Raw genomic sequence first — 13,766 nt, forward strand, 5'->3', positions numbered from 1 at the left:
ACCTGTGACGTGTGAGGGGCCAGTGTAACAGAGCACCCGGCGCAGTCGGGCAGTCGCGCTTCGTCGGTGCGTTTCAGCGATTTCGCCGCTGTGGGCAACTCTCACCGGAGATCGTGTACTAACCTAGTACCGCACGCGCCGCAGTTTGTTCGCGCGACCGAACACACATCGCAGGAAAGCGTGCCGACTGCTCAGCAGCGGTTAGCGAAGGAAATCACCAGGCGGCGCCCCAAAACCCGGACAGGAGATTTTCATGAGAGCCCTTCGCTGGCATGGCAAGAAAGACATCCGTTGCGACAATCACGTACCCGACCCGACCATCGAAGATCCGCGCGACGCGATCATCAAGGTCTCGTCCTGCGCCATCTGCGGTTCCGACCTGCACCTGTACGACGGCTTCATGCCCGGCATGCAGCATGGCGACATCATGGGCCACGAGTTCATGGGCGAGGTCATGGAAGTCGGCTCCGGCAACAAGAAGCTCAAGGTCGGCGACCGGGTTGTTGTGCCGTTCACGATCTGCTGCGGCGAGTGCCCGCAATGCGTGCGCGGGAATTTCTCGGTATGCGAGCGCAGCAACCGCAATGCCAAGATCGCCGACAAGGTCTTCGGTCACTCCACTGCCGGCCTGTATGGCTACACACACCTGACCGGCGGCTATGCTGGCGGCCAGGCCGAATACGTGCGCGTTCCCTATGCCGATGTCGGGCCAGTGGTGATCCCCAATGGCCTGACCGACGAACAGGTGCTGTTTCTCGGTGACATCTTCCCCACTGGCTGGCAGGCCGCGGCCCAGTGCGACATCGAGCCCACCGACACCGTGGCCGTCTGGGGCGCCGGGCCGGTTGGCCAGTTCGCGGTCCGCAGTGCGATTCTGATGGGCGCAGAGAACGTCATATGCATCGATAACGTGCCCGAGCGGCTGTCGATGGCCCGCGCTGCCGGGGCGATCACGATCAATTTCGACGAGGAAAGCGTGCTCGATCGGCTGCAGCTGCTGACGCGTGGCAAGGGTCCGGAAAAGTGCATCGACTCGGTGGGCATGGAGGCGCATGCCGCACGCTCGATCGACTCCATGTACGACCGCGCCAAGCAGGCGATGATGATGGAGTCGGATCGTCCCCACGTGCTGCGCGAGATGATCTACGTCTGCCGGCCTGGCGGCATCCTGTCGATTCCCGGCGTCTACGGCGGGCTGATCGACAAGATTCCCTTTGGTGCTGCGATGAACAAGGGTCTGACGTTCCGCATGGGTCAGACACACGTCAACCGCTGGACCGACGATCTGCTCAACCGCATCCAGGAAGGCCAGATCGATCCTTCGTTCGTGATTACGCACACGGTAAGCCTTGAAGAAGGCCCGGAAATGTACAAGACATTCCGCGACAAGCACGACGGTTGCGTCAAAGTCGTGCTCAAGCCCTGAGGAGTTTCGTCATGTCAGAACAACGCAGATCTTACGAGGAATACCGCACCCATTACCCCGCTCGCAAGCTGGCCCGCCGGCTCGGTTGGTTCAGTATCGGCCTGGGTGTTGCCGAATTGCTGCTGCCGCATCAGCTGTCGGCTGCGCTCGGCGTCCATGGGCGTGGCAACTTTGTCCGGCTATGCGGATTGCGCGAGATCGCCACCGGCGCGGGCATCCTGCTCAGCGACAATCCCAAGCCCTGGATTCAGGCCCGTGTGGCCGGAGATGTACTCGACCTGCTGGCGCTCGGTGCCGCCGGCCAGCGCGGCGATTCGACTACAGCCATGGTTGCCGCCGTCGGCGTGACGGGTGTGGCGGCGCTGGATCTCAAGTGCGCGAAGGATCTGGCCACCGAGGACCATCCGGTAACTACCTTTGATTACAGCGACCGCAGCGGCTTTCCGGACACTCCGGATCAGATGCGCGGGCGCGCCGCGAGCAAGGGCAGCATGGACAACCTGCCGCAGGTGAAGGGGATGGCTGCGGCTGACAGGGAAACCGTGACCCGGCACTGATTGGTACCGGGCGGCGACAGCCGCCCGGCATCGCGCTCTAAACCCTATCGTCTGATACGCGACTTGCGAAAGCCGCCGTGCGTGGGGAACGAGCCGGTGTCGCCGGTCAGACAGAACCGCGTCGCCCGGTAGAAGGCCTGGATCCCGTTCACGTGATAACTGCGTGCCTTGCGATACACCCAAAGCCAGCCGCGCTTTTCACCTTCCATAGTCGTGTTTCCCTTTTCTTCTGGTTTGTTTGACCCAGAAGCGGGGCGCGGTCATCCCACCAACGTAGCCTGCGCTGACGCTGTCGGGGGACCGGCATCTCCATCCGCTGGATCAGCATGGTCTCGTGCCCTGTCGGGCGGTATTACGCGTCCTGAAATACCGTGGTCTGGTTGCGTCCGTTTTCCTTTGACTGGTACAGCGCCTTGTCCGCGCGTTCGACCAACTCGGCGTGCGTGTTCATTTTGCTGTCCAGGCACGCTGCGCCCAGACTGACGGTGAACTGCAGGGGCTTGCCTTCATGGTCGACGCGCAGCTTGCAGATGGCCAGACGCAGCCGCTCGGCGAACTGCCGGCCGCCGTTCAGATCGGTGTCCGGCAGCAGTACGACGAACTCCTCCCCGCCATAGCGCCCGGCATAGTCGGTTTCCCGCGCCATGTTCCGCGTGACGCGCGCGACTTCACGGATCACTTCGTCTCCGGTCTGGTGGCCGTAGGTATCGTTCACTGCCTTGAAATGGTCGATGTCGAACATCACCAGGCTGACCGGCGTGTCGTAACGCATGTGTCGGGCAAATTCCCGTTCGACGCACTGCTCCCAGTAGCGGCGATTGAGCAGTCCGGTCAGACCGTCGCGCAGCGCCAGCTCCTGCAACTGGGCGTTGGCCGATTCGAGCTGACGCTTGTTTACCGCCACGCCGGTCACGTCGTAGATGATCAGGCAGACGTGGTCGGTTTCGCCATTGGTGCTGCGCAGCGGCAGTATGGTCACGTTCTGGTACATCTCGTCCGCCAGCCCGGTGATCGGCTGATAACTCTTGAAGCGCACCAGATTCGGCCGCTGCTCCCAGATGGTGAACGCGCGCGTACCGAGCATTACAGCGGTTTCGACCTTGTGTGTGAACCAGCCCTGATCGATTTCAGGAAACAGCTCGAACAGGGTGGTGTGGGCGACCTCGGTCGCACTGCGGCCGGAGTGGTTTTCCATGAAGCTGTTCCACACCTCAACGCGGTAGTCCCGATCGAGCACCACCACACCCACGTCGATGCTCTGGACGATGTCCAGCAGCCAGTGGAGTTCGTTGATGTCAAACTGAGCAGCCATGGGTGCGTTCCGTGTGAATCAGTTGAGCAGGAAGTCGAGTTTCTCGCGCAGCCTCGGTACCGAGTCCTCTGTGAACAGCAGCATGAGGTCGAAACGGATATCCAGATCTTCCAGACCGTAGCTTATTTCTACCGCCAGGGTGCGTTTCCAGCGCCGCTGATTGATCCGGATCAGATCCTCGATCGGGCAGTGCTGGCCAAGCACCAGCGGATGCCCCTGCGACAGCGTGATGTTCAGCTGCTCGGACAGTCCGTTGAGGCAGGCGCCGATGATGATGCTGGCCAGATCGAGCAGCATTTCCAGCTTGGCGCTCTCGTCCATCTGCGCGTTGAGCAGCTTGGCGACATCATCGATTTCCGCGTCGTGGAAGATCAACAGTGCCTCACCGGCGACCCCGCCGCCAATGTAACCCTGGCAGATTGCCGACAGCCGCTCACCCCGCTGGGCATCGGCCAGCGCCATATGCAGCTCACCGACTTCCAGAATGTTCACGTTGGGGATGGGGAGCTTGATGAACACGCCGAGCACGCGTGCGAGCAGTTCGGCCGCGCGGCCCATGGCGACGTTGGCTATCTCGCGGAAACCGTCACGGAAGGAGACGCTTGGCAGGGGCGTCAAGGCCTGGTTTTGAATGTCTCTGGGCTGCACCAGTGGCACGTCGACACCCAGACCGTTGAGAGCGTCGGCCAGTTGCAGCGGGTCGGCTGGCTTCTTCAGGAAGGCTCTGGCGCCGAGCGCCTTGGCGCGCCGAACAGCCTCTTCCTGGACATCACCGGAGACGACGATCACCTCGGCCTTGAGGCCTTCCTGCCGCAGCGTGGCGAGGACGGCGAAGCCGTCCAGCTCGGGCATGGTGAGGTCGAGCAGGACCACCTGGCCGTTCCCCTGCCGGATGGCATCGAGCCCTTCGACGCCGTTGCTCGCCTGGGTGATACGAAACGGCCAGTTCGACGGCAGCGCACGAATCAGCTGCTTGCGAGCCATGTTGGAGTCGTCACATACCAGTAGCGGGATGGCGCTCACGTCCGATGTCCTTGTTGCATTGAGTGCGGGTCGACTGCTCAGCTGAATAGCGTCAAAATGAGACTAAATGGCCATCAATCGATCTTTTCGCAAGCATGACAAGTAATTGACCTTTTGAGAAGAGATTGCTCATAGCGTCAGACATTTTTGCGCGGATTTGCGACAATCGGTCGTGATTCCATTCAGGCCATGACGACCCTCGTCAGCCGGAGACGCGGCCATGCCCAAACAGCTCGAAGCCAGTGAACAACACCGCCGTGCGGTGCTCAAGGCCCTCCTGTGCATTACGGTATTCGGCGGCTTGCTGTTCGGTATCGTCAATATCTTCCGCGAGTTGTACGTGCTGTCGGCACTCGAACTTGGCTACGCAGCGTTTTCCGCCTACCTGCTCAGATTCATCGGCACCACCGAGCGCCTGCGCTTCTGGACGGTGATTTTCCTGTTGCCGTTTTTCGGGCTGATGATTTTTGCAGTGCTGCTGCCACGCACGTCGTTCACCGTATTCGCCTGGGTGCAGACCATCCCCATCATCTGCTATCTGCTGCTTGGACTGCGCACGGGCCTGTTGATGTCCGCTGCGTTCGTGGCGATGGGGCTGCTGGCGTTCAATTATCGTTACATGACCGACGCATCCCTGTTCAACATCATCATTGTGGCCAACGTCGGTCTCAGCAGCATGGCGATCATGCTGTTCTCACATGTCTATGAACGCAGCCGCGTCGACAACGAACGCAGGCTGCTGGAGCTGGCGAGCAAGGACGTGCTGACCGGTCTGGCCAATCGCATGAAGCTGGCTGAAGTCTTCGAGAGGGAACGCAGCCATGCGCTGCGCGACAACAAGCCACTGGCGCTGGTGGTGCTGGACCTCGATCACTTCAAACGCATCAATGACCAGTTCGGCCATGAAGGCGGGGATCAGGTGTTGCGGCATGTGGCGGACCTGCTACCGACCCGGTTGCGCGAAACCGACCTGTTCTGCCGGCTCGGCGGCGAGGAATTCGCGCTGCTGCTGCCCGGGGCCGATCTCGGCAGGGCTGCGGAGCTCGCCAATGCCTTGCGTGAGCAGCTCTGCGCGACCCCGCTGCAACTCGACAATGGCCTGGTGACCTTGAGCTTCAGCGCCGGCGTAGCCGCTCTGGGAGAAGATGGCAGCTCCCTCGATGCGCTCATGCGGACCGCCGACAGACGCCTGTACGAAGCGAAAGGTGGAGGTCGCAACCAGGTGGTGGCGGAGGAGCAGGACTGTTCTGTCGTGCGCTGATGTTGCGAATTTCAAACGTTCCGTAGTTTTTTTTGAATCCTTTGTGGTCTCTTCTACACTTTCCAGTGATTTCACAGAGGAGCTGCGCCATGCATATCGGAATACCGAAAGAGATCAAGAACCATGAATACCGCGTAGGTCTGACCCCCGAAGCGGTAGGCGAACTGGTCAGAAGCGGGCATCAGGTAACGGTCGAGACCATGGCCGGCGCAGCCATCGGCTTTTCCGACGAGAATTACCGACGTGCGGGAGCGGAGCTGGCTTCGGCCGAGCAGGTCTTCGAGCGAGCCGAGATGATCGTCAAGGTCAAGGAACCGCAGGCAGAGGAGCGCAAACGGCTACGCGCGGGGCAGCTGCTGTTCACCTATCTTCACCTTGCACCTGATCGTGCTCAGACAGACGACCTGCTGGCCAGCGGTGCGACCTGCATCGCCTACGAGACAGTAACCGATGCGCAGGGCCGTCTGCCGCTGCTTGCGCCCATGTCCGAAGTCGCCGGGCGCATGGCTATTCAGGCGGGAGCGAGTTGCCTGGAGAAGGCCCGTGGCGGCCGGGGGGTACTGCTCGGCGGTGTGCCCGGCGTACCGCGGGGGCGGGTGGTGATTCTCGGCGGTGGCGTGGTAGGAGCCAACGCGCTGGCCATGGCTGTCGGCCTCGGAGCGCATGTCACCGTGCTGGACCGCAATCCCGATGTGCTGCGTCGCCTCGATGCGCAGTACGGCAACCGTATCGACACCCTGTATTCCACTTCGGAGATGGTCGAGAAGCAGGTGCAACAGGCGGATCTCGTCGTCGGTGCCGTGCTCATCCCCGGTGCCGCTGCGCCCAAGCTGATTACCCGGGAAATGATCTCGGGGATGTGTGCAGGCTCGGTACTGGTCGACGTGGCGATCGACCAGGGTGGCTGCGCGGAGACCTCGAAACCCACCACCCATGCCGATCCGACCTATGTCGTCGATGAGGTGGTGCACTACTGTGTCGCAAACATGCCGGGCGGCGTTGCGCGGACCTCGACGCAGGCACTGAACAACGCCACCCTGCCGTTCGTACTGGCGCTGGCCAACAAGGGTGCGCGGCGCGCACTGGAAGAGGATGTCCATCTGGCCAACGGGCTCAACGTGGCGAACGGCCGGCTGACCAATCGCAGCGTCGGCGAGGCGTTGGGGATCGATTCGGTTGAACCGGCTGAGGCCGTCAGGAACCTGTAGCCTTCGGCGGTGCGTCGCCATCGCGGGCATGCATTTGGGCCAGGCGCTGGTCCTTGTCCAGCCAGAGCTGGTTGATCCAGCTCTGTACCGTCTCGCGAAAGTCTGGATCGTTCTCATAGTCGCCGGCGAACAGTTCGTTGGACAGCGTGCGACCGCGGATGTCCACCACTACGCGATCGACGCGACCACACATCAGCGCCCAGAACCCGGGCGGTCGCCCGCCCGGATAATAAATGGTGACGTCGAGCAACGAGCGCATCTGTGCGCCGAGCGCCGCCATGACAAAGGCAACGCCACCGGATTTGGGCTTGAGCAGATAACCGAACGGGGATTGCTGCGCGATGCGCTTGTCTTCGGTAAAGCGTGTGCCTTCCAGAAAGTTGACGACCGTCACCGGCAAGGACTGGAAGCGTTCGCAGGCTTTTCGGGTTATCGCCAGATCCTTGCCCCTGTCCTCGGGATGGCGTGCCAGGTGCGCCTTGCTGTAACGCTTCATGAACGGGTAATCGAGCGCCCAGAACGCCAGACCCAGAAACGGCACCCAGATCAGCTCCTTTTTAAGGAAGAACTTGAAATAGGGCGTCTTGCGATTGAAAGCCTGCACCAGCGCGGGAATATCCACCCAGGACTGGTGATTGCTGATGACCAGATACGAATGCTGATGATCCAGCGGACAGTCGCTGTGAATCTCCCAGATTGTCGGCGTCATCAGCGCGAAGACGCGCTTGACCGACTCCGCCCAGACTTCAGCGATCCACATCACGGCGCGGGACAACTGACGTCGCGATTCGCGGTGGGGAATGACCAGCTTGAGCAAAGCCAGCAGCAGCATCGGTCCGATGCCGATCAGCGTGCTGAGCAGCATCAGGACAGAGGTAATGATTCCTGTCAGCCAATGACGCATGGAGTAACCTGAGTTCAAGGCGAAGCGGGCAAGCATAGCCGAATGCGATGTGGGCCAGTCAACCGCTTCCCCGTTCGGCAGCTTCACCCGAAAGGGTGATTGCTGGGGAGCGGCCGGCTTCATAGTGTGGCCTCAATTCCAGTCATCCAAGACCACGCGCATCGGGAGGCACAGTGAGCTTGACCCGCTTTGGCCTGCCCTGGGCTGCAACCGCCGACGATGTCGTGCCGGAGGAGGCGACTGCCTCGCTGGCGCTGATCTGGCGGGTGATGCTGGCGTCGCTGTCAGGGCTGATGCTGTGCGCGCCCTGGCTGCAGCCGGCGCTGTTCTGGACCGCCTGGGTCGGCTGGGTGCCGCTGCTGTTCGCGCTGGGCGGAACGAGCTATCCGCGTGCGCTCCTTCTCGGCTGGGTCGCCGGCAGCGTGTGTTTCGCCGGCGCCAGTCACTGGATGATCGACTTCGCCATCAATCTCAAGGCGGTTTCATGGCCGACGGCGACGCTGCTGGCGGTGTTGTTCTGGGGCTATGTCGGATTCGCCACGGCGCTCGGCTGCGTCGCCTACCGCTGGCTGAGCAAGCGGCTGCCGGGGTTCGATGTGTTGAGCTTCCCCGCCGCGGTTCTCGCCGTCCTGAGCATGTATCCACTGCTGTTCCAGACACACTTCGCCGAAGCGCAGGTGTTCTTCCTCCCGGCGCTTCAAGGGGTCGATCTGATCGGCGCGCAGGGAATGGACTTCGTCATGCTGATGGCCAGCGTGCTGATCTTCGATCTGCTGCGCCGCAGCGGACATCGCTGGGCGCTGGTGGGAAGCGCTACCGCGCTGGTGCTCTGGTTCGGCTATGGCTGGATCAGCCTGGACCGCTGGGACGCGCGCATTGCTGAGTGGGAAACCCGACGCATCGGTCTGGTGCAGCCGAACGATGTCGTGACGCTGGATCTGCCTGCTCCCGCGCCGGGCTTCAGCCGTGAGGAGCCGGAGGAGATGGTTGCGACCCGGCGACTGGCGCGGCTTGGCGCGCAGTGGGTCGCCTGGCCGGAGGCGCGCTACAAGGGTTATTTCGACATGTACAGCGTCCGGCGCGGGTATGCCGAGGTGATCGGCGACCTCGGTGTGCCGCTGATCTTCCATGACGTCGAGCGGCGCTGGGAAGATGCCGGGCGCGTGGGCTACAACTCGGTCGCCATGCTCGATGCCAGCGGTGAGCTCGCTGGAACCTATCGTAAAATGCAGCGCATGCCCTTTGGCGAATATCTGCCCGATTTCTTTCATCTGCCGGGCCTCAAGACGCTGACCGGTCTGTTTCTCGGCGACTTTCTGCAACCGCTGAAGGCCGGAGACCAGCACGCATCGTTCCGCATCGCCGACATGAACGTGATCCCCAAGGTCTGCTACGAAACCGCCTTCCCCACCTTCGTCGCCGACGCACTGGGCAGCGAGCCGGCGGGCAGTGTGCTGCTGTTCCTGTCACAGGACGGCTGGTTTGGTGAGACCAGTCAGCCGTTCCAGCACAAGGCCATGTCAATCGTGCGCGCCGTGGAAAACCGCGTGCCGATGGTGCACCTGATCAACAATGGCCCGTCGGTCGCGGCGACGCCAGCCGGGCGCGCGGTGGCTCAGACACCGGCCTTTTCTCGGGCGCAGTTACTGGTTGATCTGCCGTTTTCGGCAGAGTCCGGGGGCAGTGTCTACAGCCGCCATCCGCAGCTGCCGTTCCTGATCATTTACGGCCTGGTTGGCACCCTGGTGCTAGTGGCCGTGTGGCGGCCGGCACGGCGCAAGGATCAGACCGCCAGCCCGGCGCAGTGACCGGATGACCAGGCCCACTGAAAATTGAAGCCGCCCAGGTGCCCGGTGACGTCCAGTACTTCGCCGATGAAGTACAGCCCGGGCTGGCTGGTGGCCTCCATGGTCCGAGAGCTGATTGCAGCGGTATCGACGCCGCCCAGAGTGACCTCCGCGGTTCGGTAGCCTTCCGTGCCGGAGGGTTTGAGATGCCAGGCGTTGAGCTGCTGACCGATCGCAGCGAGCTGGCGGTCGCTCCATTCGGCAAGCGGTGTGTCGTCCCGCTCGGGCCACCAGAGCTGCTGCAGCTCGTTGACCAGTCCCTTGGCCAGGACGGGTGACAACACTGTGCGCAGCCGAGAACGACCCTGGTCGCGCTTGGCCTGGGTGAGCCAGTCTGCGGCGTCTCGATCAGGCAGCAGGTCGATGACCAGTTCGTCGCCGGGATGCCAGTAGTTGGATATCTGCAGCATGACCGGACCGCTCATGCCGCGATGCGTGAAGAGCATGTTTTCCAGGAAGGACTGCCCGTTGCAGCTCGCTCGTACCTCGACCGCGAGGCCGGACAGCCGCTCGCAGAGAGGCTTTAACGCATCGCTGAAGGTAAAGGGCACCAGGCCGGCACGACGCTCGGTCAGCGGCAGGCCGAACTGGCGGGCAATGTCGTACCCGAAGCCGCTGCCGCCCAGCGTAGGGACCGACAGCGCGCCCGTGGCGACGACAAGGGATTCACAGGACAACTGAAACGCCTGCTGGCCCTGCACGGCGAGCTGATAGCGGGCCGCGGGGGAAGCTTCGGGGTTGAGCGAGGTGATCTGGCGCACGTCGCAATGTGTGCGGACTTCTGCTCCCGCCGCCGCGCATTCGTCGAGCAGCATGTCGACGATGTCGCGAGCGCTGTCAGTGCAGAACAGTTGGGTGTGCTTGCGTTCCTCGTAGTCGATACCGTGGCGCTCGACCAGAGCGATGAAGTCCCACTGCGTATAACGCTTGAGGGCTGATTTGCAGAAGTGTGGATTGGCCGAAATGAAGTTGCCCGGCTCGACCACCTGGTTGGTGAAGTTGCAGCGACCACCGCCGGACATGAGGATCTTCTTGCCGACCTTGTTGGCCCGCTCCAGCACGAGCACCCGGCGGCCGCGCTGGGCGGCGGTGAAGGCGCAGAACAGCCCGGAGGCACCGGCGCCCAGGATGATCACGTCGTAATGGCTTGAAGGAATCGACACAGGAGGGATCCGCAAAAAGCGGGAAGTATACGACAGCCGTCCTGCACCGGCATCCAGCTGGTCGGGGCTCGGGGATGTTGAAAACACCAGATGGATGCCCCGGGACGGGCATCCAGTGCGACTCGTCAGTCTGGCAAGCCGCATCCGGCAGGACGTCGAACTGGTCACATACGAGCCGCGAGCGCTGTCAGATACTCGCCGCTGAATACAACAACAATATGAGGTCCCCCCCATGAACGCCGTTGCCACACCCATGCATACCGTCGATTGCCGCTGGCTGCTGGCGCTATATGCCATCGTGCCGGTCGTGCTCGCGTTCGTATTCGTCGATGCCTGGCTGCTCGAAGGCGCCCTGCTGCACCAGTATCTGCCTTCGGATCCGATGCACTGGCCTTTCTGGACGGTAATTTTCGGGTTGCCGCACATCGTTGCCAGCCTGCTGACCATGGCCGACAAGGAATACCTCGGTCATTATCGGCGCAGCCTGCTGTGGCCCATGGTGGTATTCGCGCTCATTGCTGCTGCCGGTACCTTCGGTCCCCAGCCGCTGGGTGGGCAGGCGTTGTTCGTGTTTCTCGGTTTCTACACCATCTACCATGTGCTCGCGCAGCAACTCGGGCTCACTCTGATGATGATGGGTACGGCGCCGACCCGCCTGTTCAAGGCCTGGAAGTGGCTGGCCATCTTCAGCGCATTCATGGTCTACGTGACCGTATATGCTTCCAATTATCTGGGCTACGAAGCGTTCGGGTCATTGAGCTGGTATGAGGTACTGGTGTGGTCTGCCGCGCTCATGTGCGCAGCGGTGGTGGTGCTGGCCTTTCGTCTGAGCCCGACTTCGCGTTTTCCGATCGGCCGTTGGTATCTGTGGGGCAACGTGGCCATGCTGGTCTCCACGCTGATCGTCAACGAGATCGGCTACACCGTATTCGTTATCCTCATCCCGCGCGTCATCCATGATGTGACGGCGTATATGATCTACATCAGCCATGACAACAACCGGAATCGGTCAGGACCGGTCAATCTCATGTATCGCATGACGCATTTCACCCGTCTGCCGCCCATCGTGCTGCTGCCGGTACTGTCGGTTCTCATCGCGTTCGCCCTGACCCACTTCATGAGTTACCCGATCGTTGCCGTGCTGGCGCTTACGGTCACCTTCCTGCATTACTACTTCGAAGGCTTCATCTGGAGGAACCCCAACCCGCACCGACAGCATCTGGCATTTCGCCGGTGAAAGCGTTGCTTCGATCGGGCGGTTCGGAGTGAACTCAGTCCAGCTCGATGGGTGTGGCGAGAGACCTGACGAAGCGGTCCTGATCGAAGTTGAAGTCCCAGCGCTCGACGCTGCATACCCGCCTTTCGGCTGCCGGCTGGTAACACAGCATGTTGACCGAATTGGGAATGTCCCCGCGAATACGCACGGACGTAGCCGTTCCGGCCTGCACGGTCCAGCCCTTGCGACCGGTCTCGCCACGCGTGCCATAGAGCGGCCATATATAGGGTAGATGAATGTGCCCGCCGAGCAGAACATCGAGGCCAGCATCTACCCAGACCGGCACCGCATCCTCGCGTCCGTGCAGCAGGTTTTCCACGTCGCATTCTTCGCGGGCACGTACCGGGTGGTGCTGCATGACCACGCGCAGCTGCCCCGGCCGGGCCTGCCGCAGCCGTTCGGCTACCCGCGCAATCTGCTCATCGGACACTTCGCCATCCTTGTGCCGCGAAGGACGTGTGGTATTCAGCGAAACGACCAGCAGTTCATCGGTCTCGTATTCGGGCTCCAGCTCCTCGCCAAGCGAGCGCCGGTAGTTGCCGTAGGGATCGAGCAACCGGGCCGGGAGATTGAAAAGCGGGATGTCGTGATTGCCCGGAACGACCAGAAATGGACGCTGGAAGCGGTCGAGAAAGGATCTGGCAGCCTCGAACTGGTCACGACGTGCGCGCTGGGTAACGTCGCCGCTGAGCAGGATGATCTCGGGATCGGCCTCGTCCGCCAGGCGCAGCAGGGCATCGGCCACCTGCTGCTGTTCGGTACCGAAATGCGGGTCGGATATCTGCAATAGTCGGATCATCGGATCTCCTCGGCCATTTCCTCGCGGGGCACCAGCAACTGCAGCTTGTGCGGCGACACCTCGAATATCAGCGGCGCGTCCGCCTGGAATATCTCGCCATCGGTGGCAACCTTGATGCGCTTGCGATTGCCGAGGTGGACGGTCATGCGATTGAAGGCGAAGGTGATCACGTTATCCGCAGCGCCCAGACGGCTGAGCAGGCCACGGACCAGAATGCCATACAGTGCCAGGGTGCCGACCGGGGGCGAGGTGATGGCCACCAGGTGGTCGTGCTCAAGCTCTTCCTCCTGGCCTATACCCATCTGGCGCAGCTGCAACGGGTTGTTGTCGACAACGATGGTCGGGGTTTTCAGTGTGCGCCGCTCCCCGCCGTATTCGATTTGTACCTTCAGCTGGCGGTGGGCATGGGCCAGCGTCATCATGGCAGACCACAGTGCGACCCAGCGGCTGCGCCCGTAACGTTGCTTGTAGGCCTCCCGGTCCTCGAGCAGCGTCGGATACAGGCCAAAGCTCGCGTTCACCAGAAACGAACGGCCGTTCAGCAGCCCAACCTGTGCCTGCTTGATGCGAGCCTGCAGCAGGCAGCGCGTGGCAGCTTCGGTGTCCTGCGGTATGCCGTGTGCACGTCCGACGTAGTTGAAGGTGCCGCGCGGCAGGATGCCGAAGGGCAGGCCGGTGTCCAGGACCACGCTACTGACGGCATTCAATGTGCCGTCCCCGCCGGACGCCACCACGATCCCGTCATGCTCCCGAGCCAGCTTCACCGCCCTGCGGGCTGTCTCGATCAGCGTGGAGCTATCCTCGACGGGCATCAATTCGAAGCGGCGACCCGCGGCGGTCAGCACAGCGGAAATCGTACGGCTGGTCTCATCGTTATCGCCGTGCCCGGATCCGGTATTCAGAACGATGAAAAAAGGTTTGTCTTCAAGTGCCTGCCCGGCGCCCGTAGCGGTCGCCGCGATGGTGTCTGACGAAGCGGTCATATGTCCC

General features: G+C 62.1%; 13 protein-coding genes. 6 read left to right on the forward strand and 7 right to left on the reverse strand.

Annotated features, from left to right (window positions below):
- The first annotated feature begins 253 nt into the window (after positions 1-253).
- Positions 254-1,426: a zinc-dependent alcohol dehydrogenase gene (locus tag KEM63_RS02130; protein WP_223654569.1), complete on the forward strand. Its 1,173-nt coding sequence runs from the start codon at positions 254-256 to the stop codon at positions 1,424-1,426.
- 11 nt (positions 1,427-1,437) lie between these two features.
- Positions 1,438-1,983, forward strand: a complete 546-nt coding sequence (locus KEM63_RS02135) for a transcriptional regulator (RefSeq protein ID WP_223654571.1) — start codon at positions 1,438-1,440, stop codon at positions 1,981-1,983.
- Between the two features lie 44 nt (positions 1,984-2,027).
- On the opposite strand, the gene KEM63_RS02140 is transcribed toward KEM63_RS02135, so the two are convergent.
- From KEM63_RS02140 to KEM63_RS02150, 3 genes are all read right to left on the reverse strand, one after another.
- Complete coding sequence (locus KEM63_RS02140) at positions 2,028-2,192, reverse strand: hypothetical protein (RefSeq protein WP_223654573.1); 165 nt, start codon at positions 2,190-2,192, stop codon at positions 2,028-2,030.
- Positions 2,193-2,335: 143 nt separating this feature from the next.
- A complete protein-coding gene (locus tag KEM63_RS02145) occupies positions 2,336-3,295 on the reverse strand; it encodes a sensor domain-containing diguanylate cyclase (RefSeq protein ID WP_223654575.1) in 960 nt (319 codons plus the stop codon).
- A gap of 18 nt (positions 3,296-3,313) precedes the next feature.
- Positions 3,314-4,318, reverse strand: coding sequence for a response regulator (locus KEM63_RS02150; RefSeq protein WP_223654577.1), 1,005 nt, complete (start codon positions 4,316-4,318; stop codon positions 3,314-3,316).
- A 220-nt stretch (positions 4,319-4,538) separates the two neighbouring features.
- On the opposite strand from KEM63_RS02150, the gene KEM63_RS02155 reads away from it, so the two are divergent.
- Both KEM63_RS02155 and ald read left to right on the forward strand, forming a co-directional pair.
- Complete coding sequence (locus KEM63_RS02155) at positions 4,539-5,579, forward strand: GGDEF domain-containing protein (RefSeq protein WP_223654579.1); 1,041 nt, start codon at positions 4,539-4,541, stop codon at positions 5,577-5,579.
- Between the two features lie 89 nt (positions 5,580-5,668).
- Positions 5,669-6,787, forward strand: a complete 1,119-nt coding sequence (gene ald / locus KEM63_RS02160; protein ID WP_223654580.1) for an alanine dehydrogenase — start codon at positions 5,669-5,671, stop codon at positions 6,785-6,787.
- On the opposite strand, the gene KEM63_RS02165 is transcribed toward ald, so the two are convergent.
- Complete coding sequence (locus tag KEM63_RS02165; RefSeq protein ID WP_223654581.1) at positions 6,774-7,691, reverse strand: acyltransferase; 918 nt, start codon at positions 7,689-7,691, stop codon at positions 6,774-6,776. The two genes, ald and KEM63_RS02165, sit on opposite strands and share 14 nt — an antisense overlap.
- 173 nt (positions 7,692-7,864) lie before the next feature.
- Between KEM63_RS02165 and lnt the strand changes: the two genes are divergently transcribed.
- A complete protein-coding gene (lnt, locus tag KEM63_RS02170; protein WP_223654582.1) occupies positions 7,865-9,499 on the forward strand; it encodes an apolipoprotein N-acyltransferase in 1,635 nt (544 codons plus the stop codon).
- Here lnt and KEM63_RS02175 read toward each other — a convergent pair.
- Positions 9,475-10,695, reverse strand: coding sequence for a BaiN/RdsA family NAD(P)/FAD-dependent oxidoreductase (locus KEM63_RS02175; RefSeq protein ID WP_423747846.1), 1,221 nt, complete (start codon positions 10,693-10,695; stop codon positions 9,475-9,477). The genes lnt and KEM63_RS02175 overlap by 25 nt on opposite strands.
- Before the next feature lie 238 nt (positions 10,696-10,933).
- Between KEM63_RS02175 and KEM63_RS02180 the strand changes: the two genes are divergently transcribed.
- On the forward strand, positions 10,934-11,938 hold the full coding sequence (locus tag KEM63_RS02180; protein WP_223654584.1) for a hypothetical protein: 1,005 nt from the start codon (positions 10,934-10,936) through the stop codon (positions 11,936-11,938).
- A gap of 34 nt (positions 11,939-11,972) precedes the next feature.
- On the opposite strand, the gene KEM63_RS02185 is transcribed toward KEM63_RS02180, so the two are convergent.
- On the reverse strand, positions 11,973-12,776 hold the full coding sequence (locus KEM63_RS02185) for a metallophosphoesterase family protein (RefSeq protein ID WP_223654585.1): 804 nt from the start codon (positions 12,774-12,776) through the stop codon (positions 11,973-11,975).
- Positions 12,773-13,759, reverse strand: a complete 987-nt coding sequence (locus KEM63_RS02190) for a diacylglycerol/lipid kinase family protein (protein ID WP_223654586.1) — start codon at positions 13,757-13,759, stop codon at positions 12,773-12,775. The genes KEM63_RS02185 and KEM63_RS02190 overlap by 4 nt, the downstream gene beginning before the upstream one ends.
- Between the last annotated feature and the right edge of the window lie 7 nt (positions 13,760-13,766).

It is taken from the genome of Halopseudomonas nanhaiensis (assembly GCF_020025155.1).
GTDB classification, from domain to species: Bacteria; Pseudomonadota; Gammaproteobacteria; order Pseudomonadales; family Pseudomonadaceae; genus Halopseudomonas; species Halopseudomonas nanhaiensis.